Here is a 22,587-nt window from a genome sequence, read left to right as displayed (position 1 = left end):
AAAACGCCAATACAATTAAAGGAATAACTATGAACCAAGGTATATGAATCGTACTTTGCGACAGCAAGGCTAACACATTATAACCCAATTCCAATTAAGATATATAAACAGCCTCGACCGAATGTTTCCATACCCCATTCCCCCTTTCACCCTGCATTTTACCATAATTTTTATAATATTCCTGTTAAATCAAAAAAATGAAAAGCTATCCAAAAATGGATAGCCTCCTTTCAATTCCATTATAATTTACTTTCGTCAACACCCGTCAAAAACTCATTTACCACTCTCACAAACTCTTCTCTTTCCTCCAAATAAGGCATGTGCGCGCTATTCTCAAAAACATGGAATTTAGAATTCGGTGTCAGACTGCTAAAATACTCTGTTGATTCAGGAGTAGCTTCGTCGAACCGGCCACAAGTGTAAAGGGTAGGAACTGAAATTTCCTTCAAACGTGAGGTACAATCAAAATCCTTTAAATTTCCAGTTACGTGAAATTCAGAAGGACCCCACATTATATTGTAGATTTCAGGATTTTTGTATTGCGCCCCTTCTTTTAAAAATTCAGGCATAGGGTCCATGCGGCATACAAATCGTTTATTAAATTCAGCCGTCGCTTTTTTATAAGCCTCTGAATCAGTGGTTCCAGCCTCTTCACATTCTGCAAGCACAGCTTGGACCTCTTCAGGCAAATGCTCTCGATTTCGTTTTTGATCTTCTGCCCAGCGAGGTGCACTTAAACATGGACTAGAAAAAATCACACTTTTTACGCCAGTTGGATTTGTTAGCATGTACGCAGCTGCAAGAGTTGTTCCCCAAGAATGCCCCAATATGTGGACCTCATCAAGTGAGAGTGCCTTTCTTATTTGTGCAAACTCCTCGACAAAACGGTCAATCCGCCATAGTGATTGATTAGTCGGACGTTCTGACTTCCCGCATCCTAATTGATCATAAAAAATAACTGGGCGATTTTCGGCTAAGATTCGTAAGCCTTGCATGGCATAGTGCGAAGAACCTGGCCCCCCGTGTAGAACAATAACAGGTGTTCTATTTACCCCAGTATCGTGAATTTGATACCAGACTTTACCGCCTGTAACTGGAACAAAACCCTCTTGAACTGTCATAATCTCTCCTCTTTCCCTTATGTGCAGTTTTTATTATATATAATAAACTAGCAGAGAAATAATAGGCAAAAACAAATTGATTTCTCAACAAAAAAAGCTGTTAAAACAACAGCTTTTTAAAAGAATAAATTTAAAATCATATAAAAAATGGCGGCTAATGTTCCGGAAACCGGCAAAGTAATAACCCAGGTTATTAACATTCTTTGGGCTGTGCCCCACTTTACTCCTTTTAATCGATGGGCGGCACCGACTCCAAGAATGGAAGATGAGATAACGTGAGTCGTACTGACGGGCAAGTGAATATACGTTGCACCAAATATAATAGCAGCTCCAGTAAGATCAGCTGCAACACCGTTTACAGGGCGGATTTTCATAATCTTTGCGCCAACTGTTTTAATAATTTTCCATCCTCCAACTGATGTTCCTAAACCCATTGCAAGCGCACAGGAAACTTGAACCCAAGTTTGAACTTCATCGGTAGATTGATAATTATTGACAATTAAAGCCATTGTGATAATCCCCATCGCTTTTTGGGCATCGTTTGTACCATGGGAATAGGCTTGCAAGGCAGCTGTACCTATTTGAATTGCCCTAAAGTTCCTGTTGGTCTTAGACAGATTATTATTTTTAAAAATAACTTTAAAAATGCTGTATACGATATATCCCACTGCAAAAGCAAGAACAGGAGAAATAATAAGTGCAGCCAAAATTTCTAAAAATCCGTTATAGTTTAAAGCTCCAAAACCAGCTGCACCAATCGATGCGCCAGCAATCGATCCTATTAGTGCATGGGAAGAACTACTTGGAATTCCGTAATACCAAGTAATTAAGTTCCAGCTAATAGCAGCAAGTAATGCAGCCAAAATAACAACTGTACCATTTTCGAGAGTAAAAGGATCGACGATACCTTTTGTAATCGTTTTAGCTACTCCTGTAAATGTCATAGCCCCAATAAAGTTCATAATCGCTGCCAGCAAGATGGCTTGTCTGGGTCTCAATGCTTTCGTAGATACGGATGTTGCAATTGAGTTGGCTGTGTCGTGAAATCCATTAATAAAGTCGAACGCAATAGCCCCAATCACAATTAATATCGTTAATAAAAAAACAGTATCCATAAATTAAAGCTCCTTACGCATTCTTCATTATAATGGCTTCAAATGTGTTGGCTACCTTTTGACAAGAGTCTGCAATTTCTTCAAGCTCTTCATAAATCTCTTTATATTGAATGATTCGGATTGGATCTTTTTCAGTATGGAATAATTGCTTAATGGATTGACGTAATATTCCATCACATTTAGATTCATAATCCTTAATTTTAATGGCATGCTCTCTCATTTGAATTAATTTCTTTGAAGATAGCAGTTCAACCGCTTTCTCAATTTCAATCGTACAATTCCGGATAGCATCCACAAATTTAAGCATAAAGTCATCCGCAGAGGTAATAGAATACATTTCAAAAAGAGCAGAAGTATGTTCGAGACCATCCAGCACATCGTCCATACTCATGGCTAGGGCTAAAATATCTTCTCTTTCAATCGGTGTTATAAAGGTGTTGTTTAAATCCTTAATCACTTCATGAACGAGACTGTCACCATTGGTTTCAAACTCCTTCATTTGGTCAGAGAAGATCTTTAAATCGCTGACATTTTTCAGCTTATAATCAGCGAAGTAGCCTGCACTCTCTTTTAAATTTAAAGCGATGCTGCTAAGATGAATAGCGAACTTGTCCTTTTTTTTGAAAACCATAATGAAAACCCCCATTATTAAAAGAAAAATTTCCAAACTCTTATATCATATCTAAATTCTTATAAGCAGAGTAGAGATAAATCGAAAAATTTACAAAAACTTAACATAAGAACTCTTTACTTCTTTACATTTTTCAATTAAAAAAAAAGGTAAAGATTCCCTGATTAAATACTTATAATAATGTGTTAGTAAGAGGAAACCGTTAGAAAGTCATGGAATTATTTTTCTTCATGATTTGTAATATATACCTTCTTATAAAAAAGAAAACTCGCTGGTTAGGCGAGTTATCAGCAGGGACTTTATAAAGTCCTATTTGTATTTGTCTTTTTATTGCCATAGGCTGTTTGCTTTTCTTTTATATCCGATAATGCATCATAATATTCTTCTATTAGCTGGTCAATAAGTTGGAATACAGGCATGACTTTTTGGACAACGGTTACTCCATGACCTGCGGACCAAATATCACTCCAGGCCTTTACATCCGTAGCATGTGTTAAATCAATCGTTTCTCTCGGCTTTAACCAATCAATCTCTATTCCAGCCTTCTCAATACTAGGAATTAAATAATTTGCATAAACTCCGCTGAACGCATCTGTATATAAAATGTCTTCAATCGTAGAATTAATGACCATATCCTTATATTCATCCGGGGCAAAGCTCTCCTCAGTCGCAATAAACCGGGTTCCCATGTAGGCAAAATCTGCCCCAAGGATTCGCGCAGCTAATATATCCTTCCCGTCAGAAAGTCCACCTGCAAGAATGATCATCCCATCCCAAAACTCTTTTATAGCTGCAGTAAAGGCAAACGGATTCAATCTACCTGCATGCCCTCCCGCCCCATTGCAAACAAGAATCAGACCATCGACTCCAGCTTCTGCCGCTTTTTTGGCGTGTTTCACTGTTGTTACATCAGAGAATACAAGACCCCCGTAGCTTTTTACGACTTTTAACACTCGGCCTGGATGGCCAAGAGACGTAATGACGATGGGAGGCTGATACTTACGAATAAGATTCAGATCGGGTTCCAATCGTTTGTTTGATTCATGAGAAATGAAATTAACAGCCCATAGATGATTTGGCAGCTCTGCTTTAATTTGAATCAGCCATTGTTCTAAAATCTCGGTTGTCCTCGCATTTAATAAAGGAAACGAACCGATGACTCCGTTTTTGCTCGCACTAATTACGAGTTGCGGGCTTGACACTAAAAACATCGGTGCCACAATAACTGGTAATCGTAAGTCCTTAAATTTTGATTCAAAATTATTATACATTTTCAATAACCACCGCTATTCCTTGGCCTCCGCCAATACATAGACTCGCTACGCCAAATTGACCGCCTCGCCTTTTTAGTTCATATGCTAGAGATAATAAAACGCGTGTGCCGCTTGCTCCAACAGGATGGCCTAAAGCAATCGCACCGCCATTTACATTGGTTTTATCACGATCTAATCCAAGCTCCCGTTCTACTGCTAAAAATTGAGCAGCAAAAGCTTCATTCACTTCAAAAAGATCAATATCTGATAGCGATAAATGAGCCCTATCTAAAGCCTGTCGGATGGCAGGAACCGGACCAATCCCCATAATCTCAGGATCCACTCCCGCTATACCCCATGAGACAATTTTTACTAGAGGTGTAAGTCCTTTTTCATCAACTGCTTTTTTGCTTGCTACTACAACAGTTGCAGCTCCATCATTAATACCGCTTGAGTTTCCTGGCGTAACAGTACCATCCTTTTTAAAGGATGGTCTTAAAGCAGATAATGATGCCATTGTTACATCCTCTCGAATATGCTGATCGACAGAAATGAACGTACTGCCATTTCGGCTAGGCACCTCCACTTCAACAATTTCTTTAGCAAAAATTCCGTTTTTCCTCGCTTCTGAAGCCCGCTGTTGGCTTAACAGGGAGAATGCATCCTGTTCTTCGCGCGAAATTTGATACCTTTCTGCCAATTTTTCCGTGGTAATACCCATTCCGATACCCGCATAATCATCCGTGAGCGTACTTAATAGCATATCCTCGAAATTGAGCGGACCATATTTGATACTGCCTAGTCTTGCTTGAAAATTGGAATAGGGGGACATCGACATGTTCTCTGACCCTCCAGCTAATACCACGTCAGCTTCACCCAACAAAATATGCTGTCCGGCTGAAACTACAGCCTGGAGTCCTGATCCGCAAAGACGGTTCACTGTGTAGGCTGGAACTTCCTTCGGTACACCTGCTTTTAAGCCAATATGTCTAGATAAGTAAGCGGCATTTTTATAAGAATGGATCACATTTCCATAGATTACATGATCAATAGAACTAGCCTCCACTTTCGCTCTTTTTAATGCTTCTAAGGCTGTGATGGAACCTAAATCCTCTGCATTTACGGCAGCTAAGGAACCGCCAAAACTCGTAAAAGGCGTTCTTGCTCCTTCAATGAGATATACTTGGTTGTTCATGGGGAATCTCCTCTCTAATTTTTAACTGTTTTTATTACAAAAATTGAATAATAGAGCCGAAAAATTAAAAATACGGGTAGAATAACCGAACTGAAGTGTAGATAAACGATCTTAGGACCAGATAAGCGAACTGATGGGCTAATTATCCGAACTTAGCGGCTGATTTATTAAATTCAGCAGCAAATTACCGAACTTTTGAAGCGAGTAACCGAACTGAAGTACATATTACCGAACTTAGAAACCGGATTAATGAACTCACATGCAAATAACTGAACACAGGGGCAGTCGTTGTACCCCTGTCTTCAATGCAGATAAAATTGACTCCAATCTTAAACACCCACATGAGCACGCAAATGATTTTTTAGCACTTTCCCACTTGCATTGCGGGGAAGGGCTTCTATAAAACTCACTTCAGCCGGGAGCTTATATTTGGCTAGTTTAGTCCTGCAAAATTCTGCAACGTCTTCGGCAGTCAGCGAGTTTCCTTCTTTTAGGACGATAAATGCTTTCGGCACTTCCCCATATACCTCATGCGGGATTCCAACTACTGCAGCTTCTAAAACTTCTGGTATCTGATAGAGAACCTCTTCGATTTCAACCGGATAGACATTTTCGCCGCCGCGAATAATCATATCCTTTTTCCGGTCAACAATATATAGCAAGCCCTGCTCATCAAATCTTCCTAAATCGCCGCTGTAGAGCCAGCCATTTTTCAGAGTTTTATAGGTTTCCGCTTCATTTTTCAAATAACCTTTCATATTTTGCGGACCTTTAACAACTATTTCTCCAACTTCACCTGTTGGTACGTCATTTCCGTCTTCATCCACTACCCTCACTTCCGTTTGAGGCAGCGGTTCACCGACAGAACCGATTTTTTCAAGTGCATAGTGGTCTTTTAATGTGGTTGCAGCTGGTGAATTTTCGGTTTGCCCATATAAATTTTGGACTTTTACACCCGGATAAAGCGCTTTCAATTTTTTCACTAATTCATATGGCATTGGGGCAGCACCATACGTAAATAGACGCAGGCAGGATAAATCAAGTCCAGCCATTTTCGGTGTGTTCAATAATATACTATACATCGCCGGTACACCAAAGAAAATGGTTACTTTCGCTTGCTCCATCGTATTTAATGTTTGCTCTGGTGAGAATGCCTCTTCAATGACAACCGTGCCTCCTTTATAAATGACAGGAATACTGAATACATGACTGGCGGCACAGTGAAAAAGTGGAGTCACAATTTGGACTCGGTCTGAAGATGTGATCTCCATCGCTTCCGACCAAATTTGCGCAACAGCCCGAACATTATTAGCTGTTAGCATGACCCCTTTAGGTTTACCGGTTGTTCCTGATGTATAAAAAATAACAGTCGTGTCTTCTGGCTCAATTAAGACTTCGTGAAAAGGAATGGAATCGTTTGATATGACAGCCTCAAGCGTTTCTTCCCCACCAACTTGCAAACGATCATTAAATTGATTAAGAGCGGGACCAATTTGGCTTAAAATAGGTTCGAAACGCTCATCGTAAATAAGTGCTTTAGCCTCGGAATGAGTAAAAATATATTCCACTTCTGGAGCTGCGAGCTTTGTATTGACTGGAGTAAATGCATACCCGCCTAATTGGCAAGCATAGTAGCACACAAGAAAATAATCAGAGTTAGGAAGATAGACGGCAATGCGATCCTCTTTTTGATAGCCCTTTGCTTGAAAATACCCGGCTAAATTCTGAGCCTGCTTCCATAATTGCTTGTATGTAGTGTCTCGTCCTTTAAAAGAGGTAATCACCTTCTCCGGCTGAGTCCTTGCATGCTCCGCTAATTGTTCCGTCACGAACATAAAAACAACTCCTTTTCACTGTATTAAATCAAACCAGCACATTGCACGATAATTATCAATTGTTCGAATATTCATTATTTAACTTTATTATAAAATTGCAGGGTCTAAAGTCAAATGATTTTTCAAGTGTGAGCTATTGCTAAACCAGACTGCCGCCCCCTGCCTATCTATAGTTTTTGTTACATAAAAACAGCCCTACTCCACTTAGAGAGTAGGGCAAGTATATTCTTCCTGTTAAGAAACGGCCTTGCTGAGTGCCTTCTGCTCAGATACCATGATTTTGCAAAGATCGTTGGTAAACGAAACCGGATCCTCAATTGGCAATCCCTCAATCAGAAGCGCTTGATTATATAGGACCTTCGTGTATAGATCTAGCTTTTCTTTATCTGATTCAAAGGCTTGCTTTAAAGATTCGAACACTTCATGACTCGTATTCAATTCTAATATCTTTTCAGCTTTTACTTTTTGATCAACAGGCATCGAATTTAAGATTTTTTCCATTTCAATTGTGACTTCACCGTCAGTGGATAAGCAGACAGGATGAGTTTTGAGTCGTTTTGAAGCTCGTACATCCTTTACTTTGTCAGTCAGTACCTTTTTCATAAAGTCAAAGAGTTCTTTATTTTGATTTTGCTCATGATCAGCTTTTGTACTCTGCTCCTCTGAATCAATACCTAAATCACCGCTTGATACAGATTTAAACTCTTTATCCTTATAGGTCATAATCATTTTAACTGCAAACTCATCAATATCCTCGGTAAAGTATAGAATCTCGTATCCTTTTTCAGTAACTAATTCCGTTTGCGGCAGCTTTTCAATTCTCTCGATTGATTCTCCTGAAGCATAGTAGATATACTTTTGATCTTCTGGCATACGGGAAACATACTCGTCAAGAGTGACTAACTTCCTCTCTTTGGAAGAGTAGAACAATAATAGGTCCTGGAGGGTTTCCTTATTAACCCCAAAATCATTGTACACTCCAAATTTAAGCTGTCTGCCGAATGATTCAAAGAACTTTTGATATTTTTCACGGTCATTTTTTAACAAGCTTTGAAGCTCGTTTTTAATTTTCTTATTAATGTTCTTGGCTATCAGTTTTAATTGGCGGTCATGCTGCAGCATTTCTCTTGAAATATTTAAAGACAGATCCTCTGAATCGACCATTCCTTTAACAAAGCTGAAATAATCAGGAAGCAGGTCTGGGCATTTATTCATAATTAAGACACCATTGGAGTAAAGCTCGAGCCCCTTCTCATACTCTTTTGTATAATAGTCAAATGGCATTTTTTCAGGGATAAATAGAATCGCATTATAGCGGATTGTTCCGTCCACACTGATATGAATGTGTTTGAGCGGCTTGTCAAAGCCATAGTGTTTTTCCGCATAAAAATTCTCGTAATCTTCATCCTTTAGCTCGGACTTATTCTTTCTCCAAATGGGAACCATGCTATTGATAATTTCTTCTTCTATATAATTTTCATATTCGTCTTTGTTATCTTCTTTCGGTCTTCTTTTTGAAATATCCATCTTAATTGGATATCGGATAAAATCAGAGTATTTTTTAATAATCTCTCTTAAGCGATATGTTTCTAAAAACTGATCATAGTTTTCGTCGTCTGTATTCTCTTTTATTTTTAAAATGATTTCCGTTCCGACTTCAGCTTTATCAGCCTCTTTAATCGTGTATCCATCGGCACCTTTTGATTCCCATTTGTAAGCTACATCACTGCCCAATGCCTTACTGATTACGGTTACAACATCAGCAACCATAAAGGCTGCATAAAATCCGACACCAAATTGACCGATAATATCATGGCCATCTTTAATTTCATTTTCATTCTTAAAGGCAAAAGAACCGCTTTTTGCGATTGTACCAAGATTGCTTTCAAGCTCTTCTTTTGTCATCCCAATTCCGGTATCTATAATTCTTAACGTTCTCGTTTCCTTATCAGGCATCACTTTTATGTAGTATTGGTCCTGATCAAATGTTAATGAATCATCAGTTAAAGCCTTGTAGTAAATCTTATCAATAGCATCACTTGCATTTGAAATTAACTCTCTTAAGAAAACTTCACGCTTTGAGTAAATTGAGTTAATCATTAATTCAAGCAGCCTTTTCGATTCGGCTTTGAACTGCTTTTTGGCCATATTATCTCCTCCTCATATATCACTGAAAGAAGTACATCTGTTTAAAAGTTTAGCACTCGAATAAACAGAGTGCTAATAATTGACATTTTTTTAATACCATATAATGTTCGTGGTGTCAATATTGACTATACGACAGTTCTGGCTCTCCTGCTCACTTAGTCGAAACCATTATTTTGCGTTTTCCGTCTAATGAATAAAGGGGTGGTCAAATGAGAACGAAATTCTTTTCTATTTTTTTGTTCACAATCTTATTTCTTATCGCTTGCATGAACGGAGTGAATCCAAAAGAACAGGCTGGTGAAGTATATCGGGTTGCATTAGAAGCAATTATGCAAGAAGATGAAGCATTAAGCAGCGGAATGGAATTTATTGCAATTGATATGAGTAATTTTACTGAAGTAACGGAACAAGATAAGGAAGAAATAAAAAGTTTTTTCCAAAATAAATATAACATTGAAGTAAAAATAGCAACATTTGAGGAATTAAAGGAACAGGGATATTTTGATGAAGAGACCATGGTACTGGATGGAGTGCTTCTTAGAATTGAGAATGTAGATTTCAAGCTGAATAATCAAATTGTCTTTGAAGGATCAAAATACCGTTCTGGTTTAGGTGCGGTAGGTCTCGAGGTTACAGTTCATTATAAGGATGGAAAGTGGCAAGTCAAAGAATCTAAAATGACGTGGATTAGTTAAGTTCTTTTTCATTTAAAGAGAAATCAATGAACAAATTCCTATTCTTTGCCAGAGTTTAAGGAATAGCATATAAAAAACAAATAAATCTGTAGTCAACTATTTTGAGGACTTGGTATTATCCAAGCCTTTTAATCATTAAACAAGTTTGTTTCCCGTTTCCCCTGTAATACAAGGTCCCTTATTCTATATGATTAAAGCAAACTGACTTTAAGGTATATCTCTTGCATTCAAATAGTTAATCCCCTATCCTTTTTATTAAGATAGACTTTAGGATTATATTTCCTTTAAACGATTGAGCAGCTCTCTTGAAGAGGCTTCAGTTACTAATTCACCGTTAACGATTGCATACGCATTCTTTTTGCAAAGCTTGCAGTGACTTTGGCAATCGTATTCTTTATAGGTAATATGGGGTTCACTGAGAAACTCCTTGAATAAAGGCAAATCATCTTCTTTTAGAAATCGATCTAAATTATTCTCACAAAATTCAATGGTTAGCTTTTTTCGTTTGTTAGTTTTGGAAAAGAGCCATTTCACTATGATGCCCCCCTCATTCTCATTTATCCAAGTAATTATTCATTATAACAGATTCATGCATTTAAATAATAGGATGTAAAAGTGCTAGTAATAGTGTATCAATCTCCATGAAAAATCACTATTCTTTTGCTTCTTAATTCTGAACAAATACCATGTTCTAAATCAATATTCTCACTAAATATTTACTACTAATCAATAATAATTTTAAAAAAGTATTGATTTTCGAATGATAAATGTTATCATTTATAGTGAAACTATTAATAAGAGGTGATAATGAATGAGTAGCAAAAAGCTAACTACTAGTTGGGGTGCTCCTGTCGGTGACAACCAAAATTCAATTACGGCAGGTCAGCGCGGTCCTACACTTATTCAGGATGTTTACCTTCTAGAAAAACTTGCTCATTTTAACAGAGAGCGCGTTCCTGAGCGTGTTGTTCACGCAAAAGGCGGAGGTGCATACGGCTACTTTGAAGTAACGAACGACATGTCCAAATATACAAAGGCGCAAGTATTCAATGGTGTTGGAAAACGCACGCCGCTATTTATCCGTTTCTCAACAGTAGCAGGCGAACTTGGTTCTGCTGATACTGTACGTGATCCGCGCGGTTTCGCTGTAAAATTCTATACAGAAGAAGGAAACTACGATTTAGTTGGTAACAATACACCGATCTTCTTTATTCGTGATGCGATTAAGTTCCCTGATTTTATTCACACTCAAAAAAGAGATCCTAAAACTCACTTAAAAAACCCAACTGCTGTATGGGATTTCTGGTCTTTATCACCTGAATCTTTACACCAGGTTACATACCTGATGGGTGATCGCGGACTACCTGCGACATGGCGTCATATGAATGGGTATGGAAGCCACACCTTCAAATGGGTAAACGCTGAAGGCGAAGCTGTTTGGGTGAAATATCACTTTAAAACAGAACAAGGCGTTAAAAACATTACTCAAGAGTTAGCTGATAAATTAGCTGGTGAAAACCCTGATTATCACATAGAAGATCTTTATAATGCAATCGAAAATGGCGACTTCCCTGCTTGGAAGCTATATGTACAAATCATGCCATTAGAGGATGCTAATACTTATAAATGGGATCCATTCGATGTAACAAAAGTTTGGTCTCATAAAGATTATCCTCTAATCGAGGTTGGCCGGATGGTGCTTGACCGCAACCCAGAAAACTATTTTGCAGAGGTTGAACAGGCAACATTCTCTCCTGGACAAATGGTACCAGGTGTGGAACCATCTCCTGATAAAATGCTGCAAGGCCGTCTTTTCGCCTACTCTGATGCTCATCGCTATCGTGTAGGTGCGAACCATAACCTATTACCAGTTAACCGTCCACGCGTTGAAGCTAGCAACTACTTCCGTGATGGAAATATGCGTTTTGATGGTAATGGCGGGGGTTCCGTATATTACGAGCCAAATAGCTTTGGCGGTCCAACTGAAACTCCAGAAGCTAAAATTACAGCGTACCCAGTATCTGGTGTAGCTGAAAGTGTAGCCTATAGTCACGACGATCACTATACACAAGCCGGAGATCTATATCGATTAATGTCTGAAGATGAGCGTACTCGTCTCGTCAATACAATCGTGAATGCTATGAAACCTGTAGCAAAAGAAGAAATCAAACTTCGTCAAATTGCTCACTTCTACAAAGCAGATCCAGAATATGGAACAAGAGTAGCAGAAGGCTTAGGCCTAGCTGTACCACAAGAAGTTTAATAGATTGATAAATGATTAAAAGAGGTATCCCTTTTACGAGGATACCTCTTTTCATTTATAAACAGCTTATGAATTAAATTTATTGTTTCTTGATTTAACGCGGGAAATTCTAAATAATTGCGAGAAAAGCTTGGCTCTAGCACGCGAAAATGTCAATCACCGCGCGAAAACACATTCACATCGGCACACGATCGTTTAAAAACCTAGTTTTCCCTCATCACCACTCAGCCAAAATCTTAACAATCTCATCCTCCACCATCTTACCCCAATCTGAATCCAACAAGTTATTAAGAATAATCGAGAAGATTAACGGTTGCCCGCTTTTCGTATCCAAATATCCGGACAAGGAGCTAACGGTTTCAATCGTTCCCGTTTTGGCTCTAATTCTGCCTTGCAGCTCTGGACCATCCATCCGCTCTCTTAACGTCCCCCCTACCATTCTCTCCTTCTCTCCTCCAATCGGCAGTGATTCCAGGAAAGCAGGAAACCATGACTGTGATTGAACCGAAAAGAGTAACTGTGAAACTTCATGAGCTGGAATTAGGTTCACGTGTGAGATTCCGGAACCGTCTCGCAGTACGAGCGTACTTATATCAACACCCAACTTTTTTAATTCTTCCACAAGTACCTGCAATCCCTTTGCCCAACTTCCTTCACCGTAAATAACCTTCCCCATTTCTTTAACCAACAGCTCACCATGTCCATTATTGCTAAGCTTCATAAAGGGTACTAGCAGCTGTTTTAAAGGAATCGAGGTGTGATTAGTTAATACTCTTGCGCGTTCAGGAGTCTTTCCAGCTTTCACGCCCCCCTCCAGAACAATACCGTGTTTTTCTAATGACTGTTTAAATAAAGCTAGCGCATAATCAGTAGGCTCCCAAACCGCGACCCAGATTTTTTCCTCTGATACATTATTCGGAATCGTTCCTTTTATGTAGATCGTATTCCCGCCATGTTGTCTTTCGGGTTCAATATCAGTTTCTGCATCAGAGCCAGCGGCGACTGTTACCGCCTGGTTAACAATCTTGACGTAATCCGTGTCTGGATACAGACTTAGAGTCGGCTGTTCCCCGATTTTACCGGGTTTTATCGTAACCAATACAGTACCGGTATCATAAACTTCAGAGGGAGATACAGTCAAGGCTGATACTTGTGCACCATAATAGAACGTTTCGTCTGTCCAGGTTAAATCAACCGAATAGCGGATATGATCGTACCAAGTATCATCCCCGATTAAATCGCCATGTATTTTTCGAATTCCTTGTTCCCTCAGTGTCTTAGCAAACATATCGAGATCTTCCGGCAAAAGGGTCGGATCCCCTTTTCCTCTCAAATAGAGATTCCCTTTTAGTGCCTCCCCCTCCAAGTCACCATCAGTCAAAACATCTGTTTCGAAAGTATAATCTTCACCAAGAATTGAAAGTGCGGCTGCAGCCGTAAACAACTTTAGGTTAGAAGCAGGTCTTAAACGGATATCACTTAGGTGTTCATATAAAATTTCTCCTGTTTCCCTAGATCGAATACTGACTCCTGCAATCGCTCCTCTTAACTTTGGTTCGTTTTGTAAATATTGTTCTAATTGCTGAATGACCATATCTCCTTCATCCTTTGCCATTGTTTTTGCGTCTTCTTGCTCGAAACTGGGACAAATAACAAGGATGATAAGAAGACTCCAAATTACTCTGTTATTTATTTTACTTTACCACCTTTCTGTCTGATTTTTCTATCAATTTTTTAATATGTAGTTTCATAATCACATATTTAGATTGACCATAATTAGCTTTTACATGTAAGAAAGTCTGTTTTCTCATACTTTGTTGGTTTTTAATGAAATCAAACATGTACATTCCATTTCGCTCAGATTCCCCGGAAAGGAAGCCCAGCCTCCTCGTCCCTGTTTGCGGGGTCTCTGGCCACAACTCTTATTCCCGCTGGAGTCAAGTGTCTTCCGCTCCATACCACTAAAGTTTAATAAATAAATTCAGGTAGGAACAATCTTTGCGAAAACCGCAAAAAAATAACCACGGTAAATCTAATTAAAAGATTCCGTGGCAAACAAAACTTCAATTATCCAAACTGTTCTTTTTTCCTATAAACCATTCCATCTGCAGCAGCTATGATATCGCCTGCTTCATTTGTGACAATTAAACGGTAGAGTCCTAGCTTCGGGTTTTTCGAAACCTCTGTCGCCGTTGCCTTTAAATGGTCACCTGGCATCCCTGCCTTCATAAAATTCATACTTACATGAATACCAACAGCAGTCGTCCCATATGAATTACTGGCAATCGCAAAAGCGACATCCGCTAGCGAGAAAATGATACCCCCGTTTGCAGCTCCATGAAAGTTAAGCATATGACCTCTAATGGTCATGGATACTTCGGCATAGCCTTCTTCTACTTTTTGAATTTCAATTCCTAAAAATTTGGCATATGGATCAGCCGTTACTTTTTCAATGATGGTGTCTCTCACAGAATCTCCTCCTTTGCGAGAAAAATGCACTCACCCAACCAGATGAATGCATTTTTCCTGCTATTCTATTCTTTGTAAACCCATTTACCATCCTTTACTTCAGCTAAGACCAAGCTATCAGCAGTTAACCCATTGTGGTCATCTGGACTAAAATTAAAGACTCCAGTTGCACCAACAAAATCTTTAATGTTATTTTCAAGATAATCGCGGATTGACTCACGATCGGTTGCACCATTTTTTAGCGCTTCCACTAATATCATTAAATTGTCATACCCATAAGAACCAAAATTAGTCGGTTCACTGTCAAATTCAGCCACATAGTCATCATAAAACTTATTAATCACTTCGTATTGCGGGTCGCTTTCAGGAATTTGCTTAGGGAACAAAAGCTTTCCTGTCGGAATAACTACTCCTTCCGCAGCGTCGCCCGCTAACTCAAGGAATGATTGATTGGCAATTCCGTGACTACCGATATATGGAAGATCCATTCCCAACTCTTTCATATTCTTAGCCGCAATCGCAGGACCTGGGTTTGTTCCCCAAACGACTACAGCTTGAGCATCCGAGCTGTTAATCTTTGTTAATTGTGTCTTCATATCGGCATCTTCTGTGTTATAGGATTCTTTTGCGACAATTTCAATATCATACTCATCTTTTAGTTCTTCCATTAATTTGACTCCACTTTCCCCGTAAGCGTTAGAATCAGCTAAAATTCCAATCTTCGTCATACCAGATTCTTGGAGATACATATAAACACGCTCTACAGCAAGTGCATCTGATTGTGGTGTTTTAAATACCCATGTGGATTCTTCAACTGGAGTAACAATATCGATACTGGCACCAGCTGAAATAACAGGTACTTCATTATCCATTGCAATCCCCTTCATTGCTAAGGAAGGGCCAGTAGTCGTAGTTCCTAATACAGCTATTACATTTTCATCATTAATTAATCGGTTCATTTCCTCGATTGCCTTTTCTGGAGTAGACTCATCGTCCGCTAAAATAACTTCTATCGGGACTCCATTAATTCCGCCATTGTCATTAATTTGTTTGACTAACAGTTCAGTGGTATTCCATTCAGGCGTACCAAGCGGACTGGCAGGACCTGTATTCGAATAAATCGCACCAATTTTGTATACCTCTGGTTTACCATCTCCTCCAGTTTCAGAGTCAGAACAGGCTGCTAAAATAAATGAAATCACTACGGCAATCAACAGCATCGAAAACTTTTTCATGGAACTTTCCCCCTTTGTTCTAAAAGCTTATTTCTTAAACGCGGTTTCCCGCGGTTAATTCACGGTTTGACCTAAGAAGGCTTCCCGAACCTCGACATCATCAAGCAATTCGGCAGATGTTCCTTCTTTTACAATCGAGCCTTGCGACATCACGTAGCCACGGTCGGCAATCTTTAATGAAGCGTTTACATTTTGTTCGACTAATAACACGGTAACTCCGAACTCGTCGCGCAAATTTTTAACGTATAGTAAAACCTCTTTAACAATCAAGGGTGCTAATCCTAGTGATGGCTCATCTAATAAAAGTAATTCAGGTTTCGCCATTAAAGCACGGGCAATTGCTAGCATCTGCTGCTGCCCTCCGGATAAAGTCCCAGCCAGCTGGTCCTTTCGTTCTTTTAAAATAGGGAACAGCTCAAACACTTTTTCAACCGAATTATATATCTCTTTCTTACCTGACTTTTTATAATGATGAAAGGCTCCTAAAAATAGATTATCAGTCACCGTTAATGTACTAAATACCTGTCTATGTTCAGGGACATGAATTAACCGTTTTTGCACGATTTTTTCTGGAGGTAAGGCTGTTATGTCTTCATTGTTATAAAAGATTAGTCCTTGTGTAGGCTTTTGCAGACCAGATATTGTTTTAAGCAAAGTGGTCTTTCCAGCTCCGTTAGCTCCTAGCATCGTGACGATTTCCCCTTTGTTTACCTGAAAGGAGACATCTTTTAACGCCTGGATTGGCCCATAATTAAAGGAAAGGTTTTTAACGTCTAACATTGGCTTCAAACCGATACCTCCTCTTCGTCGCTCGTTCCGAGGTAGGCCTCGATGACGCGCTCATTGTTCTGAACCTCTTTAGGTGTACCCTCTGCAATTTTTTCACCCTGATCAAGGACAATGACTTTATCACAAATACTCATGACTAAGTCCATATCATGCTCCACGACGAGAATGGTTATATTGTGATTCCGAATGGATTGAATCAGTTTTCCCATTTCTGCTGTCTCCTGATGGTTCAAACCTGCCGCTATTTCATCAAGAAGAAGAAGTTTAGGCTCCGTTGCCAGTGCCCTCGCTAATTCTAGCAACCTTAGTTTTCCTAGCGGAAGACTGCCTGCTACTGTATCAGCCATTTCATGCAAGCCAACAAATGAAAGATACTCAATTGCTTTTTCATACATAAAACTTTCCTCTTTTTTTGTTTTCGGCATCCTAAAGGCAGCGGCAATCATCCCGACAGAAGTTCGGCTATGTAATCCAATCATCACGTTTTCCAGAACGGACATGTTTTTAAAGACTTGAATGTTTTGAAAAGTTCTGGATATACCTAATCGTGCCATTTTAAAAGTTGGAAGTAAGTCGGTTCTTTTTCCTTCAAACCAGATTTCACCTACAGTTGGCTGAAAAACGTTCGAAATCATGTTAAACATCGTACTTTTTCCTGCTCCATTTGGTCCAATTAAGCCAGTTATTTGGCCTGTTTCAATGGAAAAGCTGACATCATTATTCGCGACGACTCCGCCAAAGCGTTTTGTCACATTTTTTACGTCTAAAAGGTTAGCCATGCTGGTCCCCCTTTTCTGTTTCAACTGCCTCAAACTTGTGAGCTTTCCTTCTGTTTTTCTGAAAAGCACCTTTTAATTTAGGTGCAACGGTCGGGAAAAAACCTTTAGGCATGAACATGACCACTGCTACCAAAATAAGTCCATATAAAACCTGCTCAAAGTCACTTGTGATAAAAGTAAAATGACTCCCTAGCGTATGAACAATCAAATTGATGGCAGTAATGAGAAATGCACCAAAAACTGGACCCCATATGCTTGTCGAACCCCCTAACACCACCATTACCAGGAATAAAACAGAATGATCTAAGCTGAATGAGCTAGGGGCAATACTGTAGGACATATGGGCGAAAAGCCATCCGGCTAAACCGGCGAATGAAGCACTAAGGATAAAAATCTGCATCTTGTATTTACCAGTATCGACGCCCATGCTGCTTGCGGCAATCTCACTGTCATGAATCGAACGGAGCGCCCGGCCAATCCGAGAATGAATAATATTTAGTGCAAGTATGATCACAATTAAGGCAAATACCCATACCAGAAAGTAATAAGATAAGCCTTGCCTAAAGGTAAATCCGAACAGTTCGAGTTTAGGAATTCCATAAAAACCGGATGCCCCTTTTGTAACAGTCTTCCATTCTACTAACAGCACATGAATAATGATTCCAAATGCAAGAGTAGCCATTGCCAAATAATAACCATGAAGTCTCGCCATAGTATGACCAAGTATGTAAGCGATCAAAGCCGGCAAAGCCAAGGAAAGGATTAAAGAAATCCAGGGACTCCATCCGTAAGTAGTAGTCAAAACGGCTGAAGTATAGGCTCCGACTCCGTAGAAGGCTGCCTGACCAATTGAAATCTGGCCAGCAAACCCCATCAGCAATCCAAGCCCGACTGTTACAATCGTATATATCCCTGCAAATGTTGCATTCGTAATAAAGAAAGATGACGAAAACATAAAAGGAAGCATTAGGATAAATAAGCTGAAAACGCCTACTCCCTTCCAGCTTACTTTTTGAACACCTGTCTGATTCAATTAGAGCCCTCCCTTCCCGACGTTCTTTTCGCCTAATAAGCCATAAGGTCTAACCAGCAGAAGCATCAGGACGACTCCAAAAGCAATCGCATCCTTCAAACCTGAACTGATATAACCAGCTCCTAACGATTCAATCACACCTAACAGAAGTCCGCCAATCACTGCTCCAGGCGCACTGCCTAATCCACCTAAAATACTCGCTGAAAATCCTTTAATGGAAAGCATTAAGCCCATGTCGTATGCTGGGAATAAAATCGGACTAATCACAAGACCTGCAAGAGCTCCAAGTGCAGCACTTAGAACAAAAGATAACGATGACATTTTATGAGGACTAACCCCCATTAAACGGGCTGCTAAAGGGTTCACAGAACTCGCGCGAAAAGCTTTACCAAGCATTGTTTTTTCCATCAGCACATATAGAACAATAACAATGACCACCATAAAGACCATCACCCAGATACTCTGAGGTGTAATGGTTGCGCCGAATATCTGAAGCGGCACTTCAGACGTAAATGGCTCCACTTTCACAGAGTCCTTCCCCCAAATCATACTGGCAATTCCCTTTATAAAAATCGCAAGTCCAATAGTTAAAATGATTAAACTAATCGGATCTGAGGTTCTTGCGCGTCGAATAATCGTTCTTTCTAGTAACCATCCAATTACGACTACTATCAGAATCGTTAGAAGAAATGATAGGAAGTACGGAATTCCAGCTGTGGTAAGAGAAAACATAGTCATCCCACCCAGCATGACGAATTCACCTTGTGCCAGATTAATTACTTTTGTAACGCTATAAATTGTTACAAACCCAAGCGCTACAATGGCGTAAATACTTCCTATGGTTAATCCTGAAACCAAAAACTGTAGCATATCCCCCATATTTCCACCTCTTTGTTTATGTAAATTCTAATATAACGTAAAATAAACGAATAACTAATAAATTGTTTTATAGAAATCCCATGTATAAATTTCCTATCATTGTAATTTGCTGGAATTCAGAAGATTTGATCCTTCTCTACTCCTAATGAAATCCATTTATCCCAACTGAAATAGCTAAATAACAAGGTAAAGCGCTTTCATTTATTTTTAAAAAAATAACTAATTGGAAACTATCTGCAGAAAAAAAACTATGACGATGTTAATGTGTTTGGATATTTTTTCATCATACTATTTTATACAAAAGATACCCTAGGCCCACCCACTCTGTCAATCTATATTTTGAAAATTAATATTTTTCATATTTATCAGATATAGGGGTTATGATGCAATTTAAAAACAGTGGAAAACAAATGTTCTCCACTGTTTTTATTGAAGTTCCCTACCGGATGTAATATCTTTTATTGTAATATCGCTCCTGGTGACATTCATTGCAGATTTGGTAACGAAAAGATTTCGGTAAGATTTTTCCGCATTTCTTACATTTTTTCTGTAAATGTTTCATATCAGATTTAAGTACTTCGTGAATCGCATCACTGATTTCCTCACGTACCCTTTCCCAATACAAAGCTTCAGTTTTCTTATCCAGCTTATATAGAAATAAAAGGTGGAGACCGATTGATTTATAGGAAAGTTCTAGTTCCTCTAAACTGTCTTTTGAAATGTTCGGTTCTGGTAATTCACGTTTTTCAACAATCGCTTTAATCTTCTCTTTCCACTGTTCTTTTAGTTCTGGTTCCTTGCTTGAAAATGGAAGATGGAGAAATCCGTAAAGGTCCATTAGCGAAAAACGGGCTTCGATCATGGTACCGCGAATCATTTCATAAAGCTCCCTTTCTTCGGCAAGGGAAGCTTTTTTGGTACCTTTAGGTCCCTCAAATTTATCCCACAGTTCAAAAAACTTGTCAAGATCACGGGAGTATTTTTGAAAACGTTCAAATACAGAATTAGTCGGTGCAATTGTAAACACTTCAAGTGGTTCATCAGGCTGCTGCAGCAATTTAGACATGTGTTTAATATCGCTTGTAAATGCCACTTTCCCAATGTTATAAATTCCTTTTCTGCCCGCACGGCCAGCGATTTGTTTCACTTCTTGGGAAGTTAACCGCCTTCTCCTTGTCCCGTCAAACTTTTCATTTTCCAAAAACACAATCCGCCGAATCGGAAGGTTTAAACCCATTCCAATCGCATCCGTCGCCACAATCACCCGAGTATCACCATTTATAAATCGTTCAATTTGTTTCTTGCGCGTTTCTGGCGGCATACTTCCATAAATCATACTGGCCGAATGTCCATATGACTGAAGAATCGCGGCAGTTTCCAAAACTCGTCTTCTGGAGAAGCAAACAAGTGCGTCTCCTTTCTTTGAATGTTTAAGGGTAAACGTGTTAGATTCGATTTCAAGCGGAATATCCCTGGAGTATTCATTGATTTCTACAGGTGCATCTTCTAATAATGACAAAAGCAGCTCCTTTACATTTCGGCTCCCGATAATATGGACTTCCCTTGCATTGGCTTTTGTAATCGCCTTGTACCAGGAGAAACCACGGTCCTTATCTGCGATCATTTGCGCTTCATCAATAACGACAACATCGTAATAATCCTTCTCATGAAACATTTCTACCGTACAAGAAATATGATTAGCTCCGGTTATGATTTTTTCCTCTTCCCCCGTTTTTAAAGAACAGGGGGTAGCCTCAGAATTCAATTTATCGTAAACCTCTAATGCTAACAGGCGGAGCGGAGCAAGATAAAGTCCGCTTTCAGCTGCTTTCATTTTCTCTAACGCATGAAATGTCTTACCCGTGTTCGTTTCGCCAATATGAAGAACATACTGGATATTTCGGATCGTGGATGTATGATACTCCCTGCCGAAAATATCCTCAATCATGCGCGCTTCTTCTTCCTGTTTCCGCCTAATTTCAGCTCTTTCTTCCTCAATTTTTCGTTCGCGGCTTGCTACATCTTGTTCATATCTAGCTAAATGGATCGTTTCATCGAAAGGTATTTCTGCTAATTTAACCAAATCGGAATAATATTCTTCTAAAAGATATTCAAAAAAATCAATGGCTAAATCAAACAAGATTTCTTCGAGCATTTCTTTTAAAAGATTTTCAGTTAAAGTCTGATTGAAGATTTCAAGAAACTGGTTAAATATTTGAGGAGAAAGTGCATTCTTAATCAATTTTGGCGCAAAATCGAAAAGCTGTTCATATATAATCCGTTCATATTTCTCGAAATAATCATTCTGACTCCAATGAAAGGTCTGATAAGGGGGTTCAGACAATTCTTCTAAGAAGGTTTCTATATTAATGAACTTTGATGAAGGTACATAGCCTGTTCCGTTTACATCCTTCTCAATTTGAACAGCAATATGATAACGAACCCATATGTATAATTTTTCTTCGTTTAGTTGTAAAAGCTTGTGAATCTCCCTCTCTAATTTCCCTCTCATTTTTTTCATTCTGTCCCTGCGCCTGCGTTCTTCTTCTTCAATCAGGTAAGCGGCTCTTGTCTTTTCGTATCGATCTTTCCAAAGCTCTTTTTTGTGAGCATAGGCTGCTTCCAGCCATTCGAGTACGTCAAAGCTTTGGTAGCTTCTCATTTCAGTTCGGAACAAATCGTTAATCAGCTTTTTGGCCATGCCATCAACCTCGAAACCGGCTTCACTCAAATAAAACTTTTTTTCTGCTTTGGACAAATGACTATTGGTTAAATTGAGCCACACATTCAGCCAAAACTGAGTAATATAGGGACTTCTCTCGCGTATATATTGTTCGAAAGAAGGCATAACCTCCTGACTTCCTAAATAGCGTTCGATATCCGCATCTACTAGTTTCTTTGTATTTTCAATCGCACGCTGATATAGAGCTTCTAATTGTTCCATATAAACTCCTTTCAAATATGGACCTCCGAACAATTGTATAAGTGTAGGATTTTACATTCTGGGGAAAACATGTATTAGATTGTCTAGATATTAAGTTTAATACATGTAAGTGTAATTTGTTTTGAAAAGATGATGGGGATGATACACAAGCGCTGCCTGCTACCATTTAATATTAAACAAAAATATAAATGGTAGCAGGAGAT

General features: G+C 39.1%; 18 protein-coding genes. 2 read left to right on the top strand and 16 right to left on the bottom strand.

Translation table 11 applies throughout. The features are described 5' to 3' along the window. Positions 1 to 239: 239 nt before the first annotated feature. The 7 genes from MLE14_RS08545 to htpG all read right to left on the bottom strand — a co-directional run bounded on the left by MLE14_RS08545 (position 240) and on the right by htpG (position 9,298). Positions 240 to 1,121 carry a proline iminopeptidase-family hydrolase gene (locus tag MLE14_RS08545; RefSeq protein WP_243297939.1) on the bottom strand — a complete coding sequence of 294 codons (882 nt, stop codon included), beginning with the start codon at positions 1,119 to 1,121 and terminating at the stop codon, positions 240 to 242. A gap of 116 nt (positions 1,122 to 1,237) precedes the next feature. Further along, positions 1,238 to 2,236: an inorganic phosphate transporter gene (locus MLE14_RS08540; protein WP_243297938.1), complete on the bottom strand. Its 999-nt coding sequence runs from the start codon at positions 2,234 to 2,236 to the stop codon at positions 1,238 to 1,240. Between the two features lie 13 nt (positions 2,237 to 2,249). Continuing rightward, on the bottom strand, positions 2,250 to 2,867 hold the full coding sequence (locus MLE14_RS08535; RefSeq protein ID WP_243297937.1) for a DUF47 domain-containing protein: 618 nt from the start codon (positions 2,865 to 2,867) through the stop codon (positions 2,250 to 2,252). 299 nt (positions 2,868 to 3,166) lie between these two features. After that, complete coding sequence (locus MLE14_RS08530; RefSeq protein WP_243297936.1) at positions 3,167 to 4,138, bottom strand: NAD(P)H-dependent flavin oxidoreductase; 972 nt, start codon at positions 4,136 to 4,138, stop codon at positions 3,167 to 3,169. Further along, positions 4,131 to 5,315 carry a thiolase family protein gene (locus MLE14_RS08525; RefSeq protein ID WP_243297935.1) on the bottom strand — a complete coding sequence of 395 codons (1,185 nt, stop codon included), beginning with the start codon at positions 5,313 to 5,315 and terminating at the stop codon, positions 4,131 to 4,133. Before MLE14_RS08525 ends, MLE14_RS08530 begins: the two co-directional genes overlap by 8 nt. Before the next feature lie 329 nt (positions 5,316 to 5,644). Continuing rightward, complete coding sequence (locus tag MLE14_RS08520) at positions 5,645 to 7,150, bottom strand: class I adenylate-forming enzyme family protein (RefSeq protein WP_243297934.1); 1,506 nt, start codon at positions 7,148 to 7,150, stop codon at positions 5,645 to 5,647. Between the two features lie 234 nt (positions 7,151 to 7,384). After that, entirely contained in the window at positions 7,385 to 9,298 is a 1,914-nt protein-coding gene (htpG, locus tag MLE14_RS08515; RefSeq protein WP_243297933.1) for a molecular chaperone HtpG, read from the bottom strand. Positions 9,299 to 9,507: 209 nt separating this feature from the next. Here htpG and MLE14_RS08510 point away from each other — a divergent pair, with 209 nt between their 5' ends. Then, positions 9,508 to 9,993: a peptide ABC transporter substrate-binding protein gene (locus tag MLE14_RS08510; protein WP_243297932.1), complete on the top strand. Its 486-nt coding sequence runs from the start codon at positions 9,508 to 9,510 to the stop codon at positions 9,991 to 9,993. Between the two features lie 273 nt (positions 9,994 to 10,266). Here MLE14_RS08510 and MLE14_RS08505 read toward each other — a convergent pair whose 3' ends face one another. Then, on the bottom strand, positions 10,267 to 10,527 hold the full coding sequence (locus MLE14_RS08505) for a DUF1450 domain-containing protein (RefSeq protein ID WP_243297931.1): 261 nt from the start codon (positions 10,525 to 10,527) through the stop codon (positions 10,267 to 10,269). A 277-nt stretch (positions 10,528 to 10,804) separates the two neighbouring features. On the opposite strand from MLE14_RS08505, the gene katA reads away from it, so the two are divergent. Continuing rightward, a complete protein-coding gene (gene katA / locus MLE14_RS08500) occupies positions 10,805 to 12,256 on the top strand; it encodes a catalase KatA (protein WP_243297930.1) in 1,452 nt (483 codons plus the stop codon). A gap of 217 nt (positions 12,257 to 12,473) precedes the next feature. Here katA and dacB read toward each other — a convergent pair whose 3' ends face one another. From dacB to MLE14_RS08460, 8 genes are all read right to left on the bottom strand, one after another. Then, positions 12,474 to 13,871, bottom strand: coding sequence for a D-alanyl-D-alanine carboxypeptidase/D-alanyl-D-alanine endopeptidase (gene dacB / locus MLE14_RS08495; protein WP_243297929.1), 1,398 nt, complete (start codon positions 13,869 to 13,871; stop codon positions 12,474 to 12,476). A 452-nt stretch (positions 13,872 to 14,323) separates the two neighbouring features. Continuing rightward, the gene (gene paaI, locus MLE14_RS08490; protein ID WP_243297928.1) at positions 14,324 to 14,725 is read right to left on the bottom strand and encodes a hydroxyphenylacetyl-CoA thioesterase PaaI; all 402 of its coding nucleotides are present in this window, start codon (positions 14,723 to 14,725) and stop codon (positions 14,324 to 14,326) included. 65 nt (positions 14,726 to 14,790) lie between these two features. After that, the gene (locus MLE14_RS08485; RefSeq protein ID WP_243297927.1) at positions 14,791 to 15,960 is read right to left on the bottom strand and encodes an ABC transporter substrate-binding protein; all 1,170 of its coding nucleotides are present in this window, start codon (positions 15,958 to 15,960) and stop codon (positions 14,791 to 14,793) included. 54 nt (positions 15,961 to 16,014) lie between these two features. Beyond that, entirely contained in the window at positions 16,015 to 16,740 is a 726-nt protein-coding gene (locus MLE14_RS08480) for an ABC transporter ATP-binding protein (protein ID WP_243297960.1), read from the bottom strand. A 5-nt stretch (positions 16,741 to 16,745) separates the two neighbouring features. Next, positions 16,746 to 17,528: an ABC transporter ATP-binding protein gene (locus MLE14_RS08475; protein WP_243297926.1), complete on the bottom strand. Its 783-nt coding sequence runs from the start codon at positions 17,526 to 17,528 to the stop codon at positions 16,746 to 16,748. Next, positions 17,521 to 18,561 carry a branched-chain amino acid ABC transporter permease gene (locus MLE14_RS08470; protein ID WP_243297925.1) on the bottom strand — a complete coding sequence of 347 codons (1,041 nt, stop codon included), beginning with the start codon at positions 18,559 to 18,561 and terminating at the stop codon, positions 17,521 to 17,523. Before MLE14_RS08470 ends, MLE14_RS08475 begins: the two co-directional genes overlap by 8 nt. Further along, positions 18,562 to 19,440, bottom strand: coding sequence for a branched-chain amino acid ABC transporter permease (locus MLE14_RS08465; RefSeq protein ID WP_243297924.1), 879 nt, complete (start codon positions 19,438 to 19,440; stop codon positions 18,562 to 18,564). It abuts the gene before it with no gap. Positions 19,441 to 19,879: 439 nt separating this feature from the next. Further along, a complete protein-coding gene (locus MLE14_RS08460; RefSeq protein ID WP_390628504.1) occupies positions 19,880 to 22,399 on the bottom strand; it encodes a helicase-related protein in 2,520 nt (839 codons plus the stop codon). Between the last annotated feature and the right edge of the window lie 188 nt (positions 22,400 to 22,587).

The sequence above is a fragment of the Bacillus litorisediminis genome, assembly GCF_022808645.1.
GTDB classification, from domain to species: Bacteria; Bacillota; Bacilli; order Bacillales; family JC228; genus Bacillus_BF; species Bacillus_BF litorisediminis.
This window is presented reverse-complemented; position numbering and strand designations above follow the sequence as displayed.

Excerpts from the sequence above, each read along its gene's own strand:
- MLE14_RS08545 (WP_243297939.1), bottom strand. The coding sequence starts at position 1,121 with ATGACAGTTCAAGAGGGTTTTGTTCCAGTTACAGGCGGTAAAGTCTGG.
- MLE14_RS08540 (WP_243297938.1), bottom strand. The coding sequence starts at position 2,236 with ATGGATACTGTTTTTTTATTAACGATATTAATTGTGATTGGGGCTATT.
- MLE14_RS08535 (WP_243297937.1), bottom strand. The coding sequence starts at position 2,867 with ATGGTTTTCAAAAAAAAGGACAAGTTCGCTATTCATCTTAGCAGCATC.
- MLE14_RS08530 (WP_243297936.1), bottom strand. The coding sequence starts at position 4,138 with ATGTATAATAATTTTGAATCAAAATTTAAGGACTTACGATTACCAGTT.
- MLE14_RS08525 (WP_243297935.1), bottom strand. The coding sequence starts at position 5,315 with ATGAACAACCAAGTATATCTCATTGAAGGAGCAAGAACGCCTTTTACG.
- MLE14_RS08520 (WP_243297934.1), bottom strand. The coding sequence starts at position 7,150 with ATGTTCGTGACGGAACAATTAGCGGAGCATGCAAGGACTCAGCCGGAG.
- htpG (WP_243297933.1), bottom strand. The coding sequence starts at position 9,298 with ATGGCCAAAAAGCAGTTCAAAGCCGAATCGAAAAGGCTGCTTGAATTA.
- MLE14_RS08510 (WP_243297932.1), top strand. The coding sequence starts at position 9,508 with ATGAGAACGAAATTCTTTTCTATTTTTTTGTTCACAATCTTATTTCTT.
- katA (WP_243297930.1), top strand. The coding sequence starts at position 10,805 with ATGAGTAGCAAAAAGCTAACTACTAGTTGGGGTGCTCCTGTCGGTGAC.
- dacB (WP_243297929.1), bottom strand. The coding sequence starts at position 13,871 with ATGGCAAAGGATGAAGGAGATATGGTCATTCAGCAATTAGAACAATAT.
- MLE14_RS08485 (WP_243297927.1), bottom strand. The coding sequence starts at position 15,960 with ATGAAAAAGTTTTCGATGCTGTTGATTGCCGTAGTGATTTCATTTATT.
- MLE14_RS08480 (WP_243297960.1), bottom strand. The coding sequence starts at position 16,740 with ATGTTAGACGTTAAAAACCTTTCCTTTAATTATGGGCCAATCCAGGCG.
- MLE14_RS08475 (WP_243297926.1), bottom strand. The coding sequence starts at position 17,528 with ATGGCTAACCTTTTAGACGTAAAAAATGTGACAAAACGCTTTGGCGGA.
- MLE14_RS08465 (WP_243297924.1), bottom strand. The coding sequence starts at position 19,440 with ATGGGGGATATGCTACAGTTTTTGGTTTCAGGATTAACCATAGGAAGT.